This window comes from Rhizobium sp. RM, from assembly GCF_013390595.1.
Classification (GTDB): Bacteria; Pseudomonadota; Alphaproteobacteria; order Rhizobiales; family Rhizobiaceae; genus Agrobacterium.
The window spans coordinates 143,079-156,714 of the sequence record NZ_JACAWV010000022.1; the positions used below are offsets into that span (position 1 = coordinate 143,079).

The following is a 13,636-nucleotide window of genomic DNA, read 5'->3' on the forward strand; positions in this document are numbered from 1 at the left end:
ATCGCACCTGAACGCGCCCTGCCACATGGCCGACATGCCCGCCTCGGGCTGGACTATATGAGACTGGCCGCTTAAACCGGGAGCTTGATGGCAGGGGGTGAAACGATGGCGTTGCAGTTTTCAGGTGTGTTGCTCGACCTTGATGGGCTTCTGCTCGATACCGAACGGCTACAGTTCGAGGTCGGGCCAGCGGTGCTCCGCAGTCTCGGATATGCGGTTTCGCAGGATTTCTTTCACACGCTGGTCGGTGTCGACCGGGTGGAAAGCGCGCGGCTGATCAACCTCGAAATCGGCGCCTCCATCGACAGCCAGGAGCTGAACCGTGCCTGGAACGAGGCGATGGACGCGAAAATGCGCGACGCCATTCCCCTGCGTCCCGGTGTGCATGATTTTCTGGACGCGCTGGATGAGCGCAAACTGCCCCGCGCCATCGCCACCAACAGCGTCACCGCCAGAGCCGAATGGAAGCTCGAACATGCCGGTCTTCTCGAGCGCGTCAACGCAGTCGTCGGCGTCGACAAGGTCAAGCGCGGCAAGCCTGCGCCGGATGTGTATATCGCCGCCGCAGCAGCGCTCGGTCTCGACCCATCGGAGTGCATCGCGCTTGACGACAGCGACCTTGGCGTGCGCGCTGCCGTGGAGGCCGGACTGGCGAAGGTCATCCAGATACCCGACATGGTGATGAGCCGAGATCTGCGCGCCCACCACCAGGCAGGTTCGCTCGCCGAAGCGCGGTCCATTCTCGGCATCTGAGCCAGACCGCGCCACTGCCCTGCCAGCCGATCCCACATTGCGGCCTTACCCCAATAGAAACAGCCTGTTGACTCATCGTTAGGCGCCATACTATATGCCGCCACATGACATTACTGGAACAAAAACACCTTGCCTTGCTCGACGAGGCCGAACGCCGGGGTCAGACTGACATTGGCAATATGCGCTTGTGTTTCGAGGTGCTGTCGCTGGCGGCCTCCATCGATCATGCCTGCGCCGGGCGGCTTGCGCCACACAACCTGTCGGAAGGCAAATTCGTTCTGCTGTTTCTGCTGCGCGATCTGCCCGAGGGGCTGGCGCCGCACGAACTGGCCGAACGCGCCGGTGTGACGCGTGCAACGGTAACAGGTCTTCTGGACGGGCTGGAACGCGATGGTTTTCTGGCCCGGCACAACGACAGGCAGGATCGCCGCAAGGTCTCCGTTCGCCTGACGGAAAAGGGACAGGCGACGGCCGCAGAGCTTTTCCATGAACACAGCCGCTGGATCGGCTCATTATTTACGGGCTTCGACGCCGCCGAGCGCGTGGTGCTGAGCAACATGCTGCAGCGTGTATGGCGCAACGTGACCCTGCCGCATGATGACCCCGCCGCGACAGAGGCCCCTCGCCCGTGAGCGGTCGTGCATCCGGAAAACGCATTGCGGATATCGCACCGTCACGTCTGGCGCTGCTGAATGCAGGCACTGTGGAGGCGACCACGCTGACGGAATGCCTGGCCGTCGATTTCGCTGCCCTTATGGCCGCCGCCCTGCCTGAAATTGGCGAAGAGGCAATCGGAACCATGCGGCAGACCTCGACAGATGGCATTTCCCGGCGCATGGCGCTGGCGGCGCACCTGATCCGGCAGGCGCTGGTGGACGAGCATCAGGGCGCGTCGATGCTGGACAGGCTGCGCCAGCACCCTTCCGATACGGTGCGCGGCTGGGCATGTTTTCTGGTGGGAGCGACGCCCGACCACACGCTTCATCAGCGCCTTCAGCTCATCAGGCCGCTGGCTGACGACATGCATTTCGGCGTGCGCGAATGGGCATGGATGGCGGTGCGCCCGCATATTGCCAGGGATCTAGAAAGCGCCATCCGCGAGCTTGCCGCCTGGACCCATGCGCCTTCGGAACGGCTGCGACGTTTCGCGTGCGAGGCGACCCGGCCGCGCGGCGTGTGGTGCGCGCATATCGCAACGCTGCGCCAGTGCCCTGAGCAGGCCTTGCCGATCCTCGAGCCCCTGCGTGCCGACCCTGCCCCCTACGTTCAGGATTCCCTCGGCAACTGGCTGAACGATGCCAGCAAGGACCGGCCAGACTGGGTGCAGGACCTTTGCGACCGCTGGTCCAGCCAGAGCCCGACGCCGCAAACACAGCGGATCTGCCGCCGCGCGCTGCGCTCACTCACCCGCAAGGCTTCATGAAACGAAAGGCCCATACCGATGACACACTATCTTGCCGAACTTTATTCCCCCAGGCAGCAATGGCTGTCTCTGGATGAAGCCGGCCGCGCCGGCTTTTTCGAAACCATCGGCGCCGGCATGGGCGCCTTGTCCGCCCTTGGCATCGAGGCAATCGCGCTGGGACGAACCGAGGCGACAACACTGAACGCCCCTACCCAGCAGTTCTTCGCAATCTGGCGCGCCCCTGACGCCACCGCCATGCAGGCCCTCATCAACGGCATCGCCGCCTCCGGCTGGCACGACTACTTCGACACGATCAACGCCACAGGCGCCGGTGGCGACCTGAACGCGCATCTTGCGGAACTGGCAGCGCTGTAAGGGGAGCCTTGAAGCCCTGCTTATCCACACATGAGATTGCCGGGCGGCAGATCATCCACCGCCCGGCAGACATCATAGGACCTGGCGGCGGTTTCGACGCAGCAGGTAAAGCGCAAACAGCACCAGCACCGCCATGACCGTGACATAGGCCACCAGCGGCCAGGCAGTGTCGCCATCAAATGTGAGGACCATCAGCGTTCCCACGATGCCGACGAACAGGCTCTGGATGCAGAAATAGAGCGCCACTGCCGAGCCGGCCCTGTCGTCGAATTCGGCCAGCGCACCATTGGCCGTGACGGACACCGCAAACACGATGCCTGTCGCCATCAGCCACATCGGCATGACGAAGCTGAAGAAGGATGGCTGCGCGAATGTCTGCCCGAGACTGAGCAGGATGGCACCGGCCAGGAGCATGACCATGCCCCTGACGAGGCTGCCGGGAATGCCCCAGGCCGCGACAAATCCTCTGGCAAAGCGGCTGGTGAGGATCATCACCACCGCCACTGTCGCAAACATCAGGCTGAAGTGCAGTTCGGAGTACCCCGCTTTGTCGATCAGCACCCGCGGCGCGGTGGAGAAGAACACGAAAAACGTGCCCATCGCCGCACTGAAACCCAGCGTATAGCTCCAGAATGCAAGGCTGCGGAACATCGGCCGGAAGGACCGGCGCGATGGCGTGGCCGTGACCGGTCGTGTTTCGTGCCATTGCCCCAGCGCATTGAGGACCGCCAGCAAGGCAAGCCCGCCGAGCAGGAGGAAGATTGCCCGCCATCCATAGGCATCGGCAATCAGGGCCCCGGCAATCGGCCCGAGCGCGGGCACGAAAGCCAGCATCGATCCGAACAGGCTGTAGATGGTCGCACCTTCCGGGCGTTCCGCGTAAACATCGCGAACCGTTGCAAACAGGGCAACCAGCGCCGCCGAGGCGCCAAGCCCCTGCAGCAACCGCAGCAGCAGGAACGGTACGGCTGCGGAAGATGCGGCAAGCGCGAAGGACGCGATGGCAAACACGGCACCCCCGAAAATCAGCACCGGGCGACGGCCGATGCGATCGGAAACCGGCCCGAAGACGAGCTGACCTGCGCCAAGTGTCACCATGTAGAGACTGAGCGTTAACTGGACGATGCCGGGGCTGGTGCCGAGAATACCGGGCATGGCCGGAACGACCGGCAGATAGATATCCATCGCCAGCGACGCGAGGATATCGAAAGGCGCCATCAGCAGCAGTGCCGCAGGCAGGCGGTGGCTCCAGAGAGGAGTAGGATGAGACATGAGAAAACGTCCGCACAAATGAGAGCATCTGGCAACGTCTGTCTGCAGCAATGGCTGGATCTGGGTTCGACAGGACGCCGCAACAACGAAAAAGCTGTTGCGGCTTATCTGTCTGCTTGTTTGGCCGAACCCATAATGCACTCCACGGGCGAAATCTCGATGCCCGGGAGGTTAGGCGATTGTTGGTCGCGGTTCAAGCTGCGGGCACTCATGCACTCCCCGCCGCTTTGCTCATCCCGCGCCAAGCACATGCCAGATGATGCCGAGCGTGGCTGACACAAGCAGGGTTGTTATCACCGAAAGCTTCAGTGCGAATATTGCCCCGACCGCGAGAAGCGTAAGCAGCAGGGACGGAAGGCTGAGCGTGGTCAGCACCGGTAGCTCAAGGGAAATTCCGGCAAATTCCACGGCCGTCACCTCGGCAAACAGCACATGCAGCCCGAACCAGATCGCGAGGTTCAGGATGACTCCGACGACCGCCGCAGTGATTGCCGACATCGCGGCGCCGAGAGCGGCGTTGCCGCGCATGGATTCGATAAAAGGCGCGCCGGCGAAGATCCAGAGGAAGCTTGGCAGGAATGTCACCCAGGTCGTCAGGATCGCTGCAAGCGTTGCCGCAAAAAGCGGATCGAGCGATCCCGGATCGCGATAAGCGGCGAGAAAGCCGACGAACTGCGTGACCATGATCAATGGCCCCGGTGTCGTTTCAGCCATGCCCAGACCATCCAGCATTTCGCCTGGCTGCAACCAGCCAAAGTTCTCGACGGCCTGCTGCGCCACATAGGCAAGCACCGCATAAGCGCCGCCGAACGTGACGACCGCCATCTGGCTGAAGAACACGCCGATCCTGGAAAACACGCTGTCCTGGCCAAGCGTCAGCAACAGCACAGCCACCGGCACCAGCCACAGCACCGTGAGAACGCCGCAGGTCTTTATAGACCATCCGAGATTGGGCCGTGCGTGATAGGGGATCTCCTCGCCAAGAATGGAATCCCGATCCTCGAGAATTGTCCTTGATCCCGACTTGTGTCCGCCCGAGCCCCGGAAAGCCGCTAGACCAGCGCGGCCACCGATATAACCAATGACACCTGATGTGATGATGATCAGCGGAAAAGGCACCTTGAACACAAAGATCGCCGCAAAGGCCGAGGCGGCGAGAGCCATCATCGTGCCATTGCCGAGCGCCCTGCCGCCAATCCTGAACACGGCCTGCATCACCACGGCAAGTACGGCACATTTAAGCCCGAAGAACATGCCCTCGATAAAGGTCACATCGCCAAACAGCACGTAAATGTAGCTCAACGCCAGAATGGCGAGAAAACCGGGCAGGACAAACAGCAGACCGGCGATCATGCCGCCTTTGGTTCTGTTGAGAAGCCAGCCGATATAGATTGCAAGCTGGTGCGCTTCGGGTCCGGGCAAAAGCATGCAGTAGTTCAGGGCATGCAGGAAACGGTGTTCGCCAACCCAGCGTTTTTCATCGACAACGATACGATGGATAAGGGCAATCTGTCCGGCCGGGCCGCCAAAACTCAAAGCGGCCACCCGCGCCCAGACACGTACCGCATCCGACAGGGGAACGAGGTCACGACTGGACGCACCGCGCGCGTCTTCGGTGTCTTTTGCAAAATCGCTCATGGCCTCAGCCCTTCCTCGGGTTCGGCCAGTTGTGCGTTTCATCGGTGGCATCGCGACACCAGCGATAGAAGGCGTCGTAGACTGTCAGACCTGCCGCCAGTTGCTCGAGATCGTCATTGAACATGCGCGACAGACCAAGCGACGCCGCAAGCAGGCCCGGCACCTCAGGTGCCAGTTCCGGACGCGCCGTATCGGCGCCGCGCACAATGGTGGCAAGACGCAGAAGCGGCTCGTTTTTCAGGCCGAATTCCTCGACCATCACATCGAAGGTGCAGAGATTGCCGCGATGGCTCCAGAACACCTCTTCGATGTCGAACGGCGTCGCACTGAAACGCTCTGCAACGGCCTCCACCTCCGCAGCCGGAACGAACAGAAAGACGGCGAAGGGATCAACGAAGCGGCGGATCAGCCAGGGACAGGCGATCCGGTCGATCTTCGGCCGTGCGCGTGTGACCCACACCGTCCGCCCGAGCGGGTCACGCGGCGGCATCCTGTTTTCAGGGATCAGGACGCCACCACTCTCCCGCCAGGCCTCAAAGCCGCCTTCCAGCACCTCGGCCTGCCTGCCGAGCGCCCGAAGATGGGCGGCAACACCGTGAACAAGCTTTTTTCCTTTCTGGCAGAACACGATGGCAGGTGTCGTCAACGTATCAGCCCAGGCCGCCACCATCCTGTAGTCGCGTCGGATGGAACAGGGAATAAAACGCGGATCGGCGGCGAAGTCGTTATCGTCGCGAACATCGATAAGGGCCGGCAAGCCAGGCGTGCCAAGAATACGGTTCAGCTTGTCCGGGGTGATTTCCAGAAATGACGGCATGGCGCGTCCTCCGTTGATGCGGGTGAATGGACGCGCTTCTTCAGCCGTAGCCTCGTGGGGTGATCGCTGCCCCATGCCAAATTCTCACACCGATCGAGGCCGCCTGTCAAGCCGGATCGCCCGCAGGCAAAGGCGTCATGCCAGTGTCAGAATGGCCCCATAGAAAACGGCACACAGCCATAGCCCGGAATTCGAACATGACACCAGAAACCGAAATTCTGCGCGAGCTTTGCAACCGGATAGCGGAACCCGGGGGGCGAAGGATCATCGCGATCGATGGCGTGGATGGTGCCGGAAAGACGGTTTTTGCCGGGCGACTGTCGGCAATGCTCGTTGACGCGGGACATTCCGTCATTCAGGCCAGCGTGGATGGCTTTCACAACAGCCGGGTGCTCCGCTACCGCCGTGGCAAATCCGACCCGCAAGGCTTCTTCGAGGATTCCTATAACTACCCGATGTTTCGCGAGACACTGATAGATCCGTTTCGCGCTGGTGCAAGCTCCGTCTCCACCGCCCGCTTCGACCATGTGCGGGATGCAGAGATAACGCGCACGGCCAAAGTCGAAACCGCCAGCCTGCTGGTGATCGACGGCATATTCCTGCACCGGGATGAACTGGCGGGAATCTGGGATTTCAGCATCTTCCTGTCGGTGCCATTTGCCGTTTCCTACGCCAGAATGGCAAAACGAGACGGCTCGAATCCCGACCCGCTCGCCACTGAGAACCGGCGTTACTACGAGGGGCAGCAGATCTATATTCGCACCTGCCAGCCGGAAAAGCGCGCCACCGTGGTAATCGACAACAGCGATATTGACGCGACACATCTCGTAAGCGGTCATTCCGGCCTGTGAACTCTAGGGGGCTGGTATCTCGTTCATCGTCCGGCCGAGCCAAAATCGGCACGAAGATTTCAGCCTGGAGCGTATGAAGCGAGGCCCCGCCTCCCGATATCCAGTTACCTGCCAATTCCCTGCCCCTGAGCACAACGTCACTGCAGGCGGACGATGGTTGTTGTCCCCAATCCCTGACGTCAGATCAATAAAGCAATGTGCCCTCGGCACATGTCACGCACATGCCGCCAACAGTGACACCGCCTTTGCCATCGGCGATGACCGATATGCGGCCGTCGCGGTCGACCCGGCGCCCCTGTGACGCCGTGTAGTGGATGCCACCTGCTGCAGATGCTTCGCGTGCTGCGCGGAAATAGCCGACACTGCCGTTGCCGGAGCCGCAGACGGGGTCCTCTTCCACACCGCAGGACGGCGCGAAGGAGCGGACTTCAATGTCCGCCTCGCCACCCTGGTAGGCGCCGAACACGGTTACGCCGGTGGCGCCAAGTTGACGCTCGAACGCTGCCGAACGTGCGAAATCAGGTGTCAATCCGAGAACAGCCTCGCCATCCTGAAGACGCGCCACGACCCAGACCGCGCCGACGTCAACGATGGCAGGGGCGTTCTCCCTTTGAACAGCACGGCCGAGGATGGCTTCAAGTTCATCCACCTCCGCACCTGTCAGCGTGCGGATTTTCGCCGGTGGCATCGACAACGTCAGTCTTCGCTCAGTACCCTCTCCCGCCACGGAAATCCTGATGAGCCCTGCTCCACACTCCTGAACGAGCAGGCCCGAACTCGGGCTGGCAAGGCCCGCCTCCAGCACGGCATGGGCACTACCCAGGGTCGGATGCCCCGCAAACGGCAACTCGCTTCGCGGCGTGAAAATACGAAGGCGGTAGTCCGCATCCGGTGTGGTCGCGGGCAGAACGAAGGTGGTTTCGGAAAGGTTTGTCCACCGCGCAATGGTCTGCATCTCGTCATCGGTCAGCCCCTCCGCCTCGAGAACGACAGCAACGGGATTGCCCATGAACGGCCTGTTCGAAAAGGCATCGACAACTTTATATGTTCGCACTCTGTGGCTCCCTGCGTGGTCTGGGTTCCTCTGCAACTATTCCCATCCTCGCGCCGTGACAAATCTAATCGGCTGATGGATGCCATCAGATTTGGTGTAGGCCCCGGTCCGGGTCGGATGCCTTGCAGCGTTGAGGAAACACGCGGGCGCAATGCCGTGAGAACAATCGCCCCCTTGCCGGGAATCATGCAACTCGCTAGCTTTCAGGCACAGGCTGCCCCAGGCCTCCCCCCTCCTTTCGGGAAAGCATGACACATGCAGGGTAACGCCCGTTTGTCGAACCATCTGTTCGAGCATCGCATGAGGAGGGATTGCGTTTCAGCTCGCAATGGAGGTTTTGATGAAGCTTTCTGCCCCTATCTTCCAGTTGAAAAGACGCGCCAGATTGATGGCCCGCAACAAGGCTTTGCCGCTGAACGAAGCGCTCGATCACATTGCCCGCGAGGAAGGCTTTGCCCGCTGGAGCCTGCTGTCCGCCAGCCTGTCTTCCACGCCGCTTTCCGAGACTATTCTGGACCGGCTGGACAATGGCGATCTGCTTTTGCTGGCCGGGCGCCCCGGCCAGGGCAAGACGCGGCTTGGTCTAAAACTGCTGCTGGATGCCGCCCGAAATGGCCGCAAGGCGCTGTTCTTCACGCTGGAATTCACCGAACCGCAGGCGCGCAGGCATCTGACCTCCCTGCAGGGTGATGCCTGCGTTGCCGCGGATGCCGTTCAGGTGTTCACCTCCGACGATATCAGCGCCGACTATATCATCAGGCAGATGTCCGGACTGGAACCGGGAACGGTCGGCGTCATCGATTATCTGCAGTTGCTCGACCAGCAGCGGAGCAAGCCCGACCTTTCCGAGCAGCTTCAGTCGCTTGGGCATTTTGCAAGGGAGACAGGCATTATCCTCGCCTTCATTTCCCAGATAGACCGGGCCTTTGAAACAACCGGCAAACGGCTTCCCGATATCGGCGATATCCGCCTGCCCAACTTTGTCGACAGGGCGCTGTTCAGCAAGGCCTGCTTTCTGCATGGCGGCGAAGCGCAGATGAAGGCGGTGGCCTGAAAACCTGCCGCGACGGCACCAGGTCGCGGCATTTTTCATGCGTTCCCGTGCAATCGGTGATATCAGCGGCGTCGAGATACAACATATCAAGGTGAAGCCGTGCCCGCAGAGATCAGACTTGCCCAGATGACCGACATTCCGGCCATATTCCATGTGCGGACCTCGGTGCAGGAGAACCATCTGTCGCGGGAGCAGCTGACCGCGATGGGCATCACCGAAGATGCCATTGCCGACATGATTGCCGCCTCGCCCTCAGCATGGGTTGCCGTGCGCGATGGCGAGGTGGTGGGCTTTTCCATGATCGATGCCGAAGAAGCCTCGCTGTTTGCGGCCTTTGTGCTGCCTGCGCATGAGGGACAAGGGCTGGGCAAACCCCTCGTCCTCGCTGCCGAGGCCGAACTCTTCCGCCACCACGCCGCAATCTGGCTGGAAACGGAACCCGACAGCCGCGCTGCCGGCTTTTACCGCCACCTTGGCTGGCGCGACGACGGCGTGGCCGACGACAACCAGATCCGGCTGATCAAGACCCGCACCTGATCTCTGGCGGGATGCTTTGATAATCCGTAACCGATGTTCTGCCCCTACATTGGCAGCGGCCGCCTGATCTGTGATTGAGGTTTCCATGGATGAAGAACGGGAGTTTCTCCATGGAGACTAAATTGGAATTTCTCACAACCGGGAAGACTGGACGTGAGGTTCAACGGCGTTGGCCAGACGATGTCAAGGCGCAGATCGTGTCGGAGAGCTTGCGGCCCGGCGTGACGGTGAATGAAGTTGCGCAGCGCTATGGATTGCGAGCCAACAGTCTTTCCACCTGGAGGACGATGGCTCGGCAGGGCAAGTTGATCCTGCCAGCACCGGAGGATGCGGTGGAGTTTGCGGCGATGATCGTCGACCCGGCAGTTTCGGAGCCGCCGCCCAAAACGGTTGGTCGCGCCGAGATCGTGGTGGGTCCCGTTACGATCCGTCTTGAGGAAGGTGCGTCTGTGGCTAGGATTTTCGCTATCGCGCGCGCGTTGGCAGCCACGGCATGATCTTTCCATCGAACCGTGTCCGGATCACGGTGGCAACCAAGCCCGTGGACTTCCGCAAGGGGCATGATGGCTTGGCGGCGCTGGTGAAGAACGAGCTGCACAAGGACCCGTTCACCGGAACGATTTTTGTATTCCGGTCGCGCAAGGCCGATCGGCTGAAGCTGATCTACTGGGATGGCGCCGCATCGTCATGGCCTACAAGAGGCTGGAGGATCACATATTCACCTGGCCTGGTGTCAAGGATGGACTGATGACACTCACGCATGCCCAGTTCGAAGCGCTGTTTGCGGGCCTTGATTGGCGGCGGGTTCGTGCCGTGGAGACGAGAATACCGGAGAGCATCGAATAGCTGCGAAACGCCTATTGCCGAGGACGGCATGAAGCGGATTGGTGAACTGGACCGAATAGAAGCCGAATTACGCGGCCTTGATCCTCAGGTTCGGCTCGCTGGAAGGCGCGAGCGATCCGCGCCGCTCGTCGCCGACATGCAGACCTGGCTCATCCATCACCGCGCCCGTGTCGCAACGAAGTCCCCGTTGGGCGAAGCCTTGGCTTACATCGCCAAATACTGGGACGGGCTCCAACTCTTCCTGACCGACGGCCGCATCGAGATCGACAACAACAGCGTTGAGCGGACCATTCGACCTATAGCCTTGGGGCGCAAGAACAGCCTGTTCGCAGGCCACGAAGTAGGAGCCCAGAACTGGGCTATCCTTGCCTCTCTCATCGAGACCTGTAAACTGAACGGGATTGAACCACATGGCTACCTGACCCAAACCCTGACTGCCATAGTCAATGGGCACAAGCAGAGTCGGATAGAAGAACTGTTGCCTTGGGGGGCGGGATTTATCGATGAAGGCTGAGATTAAACGCTTCTGCATTTGGGATGATCATTCCCAACAATTTTATCCTGAAGACCCAGAGTACTTTTTTGCCATGGTCGATATGGATATTGGCCCAGCTGACAGCGAAGGCGGCGACATCTTTACCCTAATGGTGTGCACGCCACGCTGGTTCGAAGAAAACATCATGACAAGCCGTCCAGATGAACCAACCCACGAAACAGTTCGAAAAAACATCTTCGGAAGACACTATTTATTCGTTCACACGTACGACGAAGACGAAATCGAAAAAGAAGTTCAGTGGATTGTTGACCGCGTCAAAGGCAAAGATTGGGGCGAAATTGCACCGCGTCTATCCCGCTACTTTGGTTGGGAGTATGAAGACTACAACCAATATGGCGGATTACCCGCATCATTTTGAAAATGCCGCTACCCAGCCCCAAAGCAGTGTGATCGAGGCACCGCTTACGATAATCCCGTCCTGTTCCACGTCTTTGCCATCCCTGATTAGCGGGTCTCTTGTCGCGACCCGCTACATGGCTGCTCTACAAACGCTGGAAAGAGGTTTCCTCGCAGTCCTGAATACCCAAACCTGCAAAAATCACCACGACCGCATTTCTGAAACACGGTCGGGGGATAGGTTTCAGGCGTCGAGCAGGGATGTGCCGTAGGAATTGTCGATTGCGCAAAGCCAGTTGCCAGTGGCGTCCTTGCGGAAAACGTAGGTGGCGCGGCGGGAGATTGCGGTTTTCGCCCCTGCCCCGTCAACCGTTTCAAGCACTGTCTCCATGATCACCAGTGCGGTATCGCCGCCTTCGATGACCTCCATCCTGCCCTGGTGCACGGTCAGTTGCCCCTGAAAATAGGCGGAAATGGCTTCGAATGCCCTGCGGATCTGGTCCTTGCCTTTGGCGACAAGGCCGGGTTTCACCACCAGCGAGGCATCGTCAGTGTAAAACCGCATCAGCCCGTCGAAGTCTTTGGCGGTGATGGCGCGGTCGGCTGATACGATCAGGGATTTCAAGGGATGCTCGGTCATTTCGGACTCCAAAATGGCCGCGAGCGGAAACAGAAAACCCGCCTCGCGGCGGGTTGCTTTGTCTGGAACGAAGACGTGCCTAACCCACCACTCGAAGAATGGAGGGAATAATCGATGCGGCGGCGCGTTCAAATTCCATGCGGATTGACTAGCATGGGCAGCGGCACGGCGTAAACCACTCCGTCGATCAGGCTCGCTTTCTCCGACTGGTGACATCGAGTGCCATCAGCCGTTCGTCGACATAGCTATCGCCAAGCTTCAGGGCGCGTTTTTCAAGGCCGTATTGTTCGAAACCGGCGCGGCAATACATGGCGAAAGCAGGCGCATTGTCCGCCCCGACCACCAGCATCACCTCCTCCACCAGCGTCGCCGCATGGTCGAGGACATGGGAAAGAAGTGCCGCGCCAACGCCAAGACCGCGCGCCTCAGGCCGAACATAAACGCCCCACAACAACGCCTTGTGCCGAAGCTTTTCCGCCGTGGGAATGCGGATCGCCATGGTGCCGATCAGGCTCAGGTCGACGCTCGAGCGGGCACCGAAGATAAGGGCATCTTCAACACGCACGGCAAACTGCTCGACACTCAGAACGGCCTCATCGTCATGGGATGCGCCGAACGCCTGCGGATGACGCATGAGACCTTCAAGACGCAGCGCACGATAGGCCTCCGCATCATCCCGGCCCAGCCTATCGATCGAAAACGCCACCATTTCAAACCCTCTCCTGCCAGTTCAGTCGATCTCTAAGCCAGCTCAATAAAGCCTGAATGACGATTTGAGGAGCCATCAATCGGTGCGCCGCCACAGATAGGACCAGCCATCCAGTCTTTCGCCGCGAGGCTTCATCAGCAACGCGCCGGGCAAAAACGCATCGCGCACAAGGCCGATCTTTTCCAGCACGCGGCAGCTTGCTCCGTGGGTTGCGGCACATGTGGTGCGGATGGTGGAAAGGTGCGATTGCCCGGTGACCCAAAACATCACCGCCTTTCCGGCTTCTGTCGCCAGCCCCTGCCCCCAGAAACCACGCCCCAGCCCGTAATGGATCTCAGCGCCGTCGCCCTGCATCAGCAGCAGAAAAAGGCCGATTGGCCTGTCGCTTTCCCGATCGATGATGCTCCAGGCAAAGCGGTCGTTTGAGGTCCAGCGGTCAGCCCCCCAGGCATCGATGACGGCGAGGGTTTGCGCCTGCGACCGATGGGGACCGCGCGGCAGAAAGCGTGAAGCCTCGAGATCGCCGGTATAATCCGCAAAAAGGCCTGGCGCATGGTCGGCCCGCGCAGCGTGCAGCCAAAGACGCCCGGTCTGGAACGCCGTTGGCGGCAGATTTCCCTCTCGCACCATGACCTCGCTTTCCGTTGCCATTCCCGTATCCGGCAACGCTACAGCGATCGGCAAGCAGGCACAAATTTGTGAAGCCGCCCTCTCAGAGCGTGCCGGTGAGAAACTGTACCTTTCAAGATGCGACAAGCTGTGTCATAAAACCGTCACAAGCGTTGAGGAGTTG

The 13,636-nt window shown here is 60.4% G+C and carries 18 protein-coding genes and 1 pseudogene; 12 read left to right on the forward strand and 7 right to left on the reverse strand.

The annotated features are described in order from the left end of the window. The first annotated feature begins 87 nt into the window (after positions 1-87). The 4 genes from HWX89_RS17170 (at position 88) to HWX89_RS17185 (ending at position 2,533) form a co-directional block, all read left to right on the forward strand. Positions 88-753, forward strand: a complete 666-nt coding sequence (locus HWX89_RS17170; protein ID WP_138792365.1) for an HAD family hydrolase — start codon at positions 88-90, stop codon at positions 751-753. A 104-nt stretch (positions 754-857) separates the two neighbouring features. Then, a complete protein-coding gene (locus HWX89_RS17175; protein ID WP_138792366.1) occupies positions 858-1,385 on the forward strand; it encodes a MarR family winged helix-turn-helix transcriptional regulator in 528 nt (175 codons plus the stop codon). Then, positions 1,382-2,176 carry a DNA alkylation repair protein gene (locus HWX89_RS17180; protein WP_138792367.1) on the forward strand — a complete coding sequence of 265 codons (795 nt, stop codon included), beginning with the start codon at positions 1,382-1,384 and terminating at the stop codon, positions 2,174-2,176. The genes HWX89_RS17175 and HWX89_RS17180 overlap by 4 nt, the downstream gene beginning before the upstream one ends. An 18-nt stretch (positions 2,177-2,194) precedes the next feature. Further along, entirely contained in the window at positions 2,195-2,533 is a 339-nt protein-coding gene (locus HWX89_RS17185; protein WP_138792368.1) for a DUF6616 family protein, read from the forward strand. Positions 2,534-2,605: 72 nt separating this feature from the next. On the opposite strand, the gene cml is transcribed toward HWX89_RS17185, so the two are convergent. The 3 genes from cml to HWX89_RS17200 all read right to left on the reverse strand — a co-directional run bounded on the left by cml (position 2,606) and on the right by HWX89_RS17200 (position 6,260). Then, on the reverse strand, positions 2,606-3,805 hold the full coding sequence (cml, locus tag HWX89_RS17190; RefSeq protein ID WP_138792369.1) for a CmlA/FloR family chloramphenicol efflux MFS transporter: 1,200 nt from the start codon (positions 3,803-3,805) through the stop codon (positions 2,606-2,608). Between the two features lie 231 nt (positions 3,806-4,036). Continuing rightward, positions 4,037-5,443 carry a chromate efflux transporter gene (chrA, locus tag HWX89_RS17195; RefSeq protein ID WP_138792370.1) on the reverse strand — a complete coding sequence of 469 codons (1,407 nt, stop codon included), beginning with the start codon at positions 5,441-5,443 and terminating at the stop codon, positions 4,037-4,039. Between the two features lie 4 nt (positions 5,444-5,447). Continuing rightward, the gene (locus HWX89_RS17200; protein WP_138792560.1) at positions 5,448-6,260 is read right to left on the reverse strand and encodes a chromate resistance protein ChrB domain-containing protein; all 813 of its coding nucleotides are present in this window, start codon (positions 6,258-6,260) and stop codon (positions 5,448-5,450) included. A gap of 197 nt (positions 6,261-6,457) precedes the next feature. On the opposite strand from HWX89_RS17200, the gene HWX89_RS17205 reads away from it, so the two are divergent. Further along, positions 6,458-7,111 (forward strand): nucleoside/nucleotide kinase family protein, encoded by a 654-nt coding sequence (locus HWX89_RS17205; protein WP_138792371.1) that lies wholly within the window; start codon positions 6,458-6,460, stop codon positions 7,109-7,111. Between the two features lie 184 nt (positions 7,112-7,295). Here the strand turns inward: HWX89_RS17205 and HWX89_RS17210 are convergent, their stop codons facing one another. Continuing rightward, a complete protein-coding gene (locus tag HWX89_RS17210) occupies positions 7,296-8,165 on the reverse strand; it encodes a PhzF family phenazine biosynthesis protein (protein WP_138792372.1) in 870 nt (289 codons plus the stop codon). A gap of 340 nt (positions 8,166-8,505) precedes the next feature. Between HWX89_RS17210 and HWX89_RS17215 the strand changes: the two genes are divergently transcribed. The 7 genes and pseudogenes from HWX89_RS17215 to HWX89_RS17245 all read left to right on the forward strand — a co-directional run bounded on the left by HWX89_RS17215 (position 8,506) and on the right by HWX89_RS17245 (position 11,516). After that, positions 8,506-9,219: a DNA helicase gene (locus HWX89_RS17215; RefSeq protein WP_138792373.1), complete on the forward strand. Its 714-nt coding sequence runs from the start codon at positions 8,506-8,508 to the stop codon at positions 9,217-9,219. Between the two features lie 99 nt (positions 9,220-9,318). Beyond that, positions 9,319-9,756 (forward strand): GNAT family N-acetyltransferase, encoded by a 438-nt coding sequence (locus HWX89_RS17220; protein ID WP_138792374.1) that lies wholly within the window; start codon positions 9,319-9,321, stop codon positions 9,754-9,756. 110 nt (positions 9,757-9,866) lie between these two features. Next, entirely contained in the window at positions 9,867-10,253 is a 387-nt protein-coding gene (gene tnpA, locus HWX89_RS17225) for an IS66-like element accessory protein TnpA (RefSeq protein WP_210271440.1), read from the forward strand. Beyond that, positions 10,250-10,504 (forward strand): IS66 family insertion sequence element accessory protein TnpB, encoded by a 255-nt coding sequence (gene tnpB / locus HWX89_RS17230; RefSeq protein ID WP_138792376.1) that lies wholly within the window; start codon positions 10,250-10,252, stop codon positions 10,502-10,504. Before tnpA ends, tnpB (HWX89_RS17230) begins: the two co-directional genes overlap by 4 nt. Then, on the forward strand, positions 10,444-10,602 hold the full coding sequence (gene tnpB, locus HWX89_RS26470; RefSeq protein WP_138792377.1) for an IS66 family insertion sequence element accessory protein TnpB: 159 nt from the start codon (positions 10,444-10,446) through the stop codon (positions 10,600-10,602). The genes tnpB (HWX89_RS17230) and tnpB (HWX89_RS26470) overlap by 61 nt, the downstream gene beginning before the upstream one ends. A gap of 7 nt (positions 10,603-10,609) precedes the next feature. Further along, a pseudogene (locus HWX89_RS17240) lies at positions 10,610-11,116 on the forward strand (IS66 family transposase); the annotation flags it as partial. Beyond that, complete coding sequence (locus HWX89_RS17245) at positions 11,106-11,516, forward strand: Imm8 family immunity protein (RefSeq protein ID WP_138792378.1); 411 nt, start codon at positions 11,106-11,108, stop codon at positions 11,514-11,516. The pseudogene HWX89_RS17240 and the gene HWX89_RS17245, both read left to right, overlap by 11 nt. Positions 11,517-11,738: 222 nt before the next feature. Here HWX89_RS17245 and HWX89_RS17250 read toward each other — a convergent pair whose 3' ends face one another. From HWX89_RS17250 to HWX89_RS17260, 3 genes are all read right to left on the reverse strand, one after another. Continuing rightward, the gene (locus HWX89_RS17250; protein ID WP_138792379.1) at positions 11,739-12,134 is read right to left on the reverse strand and encodes a YybH family protein; all 396 of its coding nucleotides are present in this window, start codon (positions 12,132-12,134) and stop codon (positions 11,739-11,741) included. A gap of 187 nt (positions 12,135-12,321) precedes the next feature. After that, positions 12,322-12,843 carry a GNAT family N-acetyltransferase gene (locus HWX89_RS17255; RefSeq protein WP_138792380.1) on the reverse strand — a complete coding sequence of 174 codons (522 nt, stop codon included), beginning with the start codon at positions 12,841-12,843 and terminating at the stop codon, positions 12,322-12,324. Positions 12,844-12,918: 75 nt separating this feature from the next. Further along, the gene (locus tag HWX89_RS17260; protein WP_246705206.1) at positions 12,919-13,494 is read right to left on the reverse strand and encodes a GNAT family N-acetyltransferase; all 576 of its coding nucleotides are present in this window, start codon (positions 13,492-13,494) and stop codon (positions 12,919-12,921) included. Positions 13,495-13,636 lie beyond the last annotated feature (142 nt).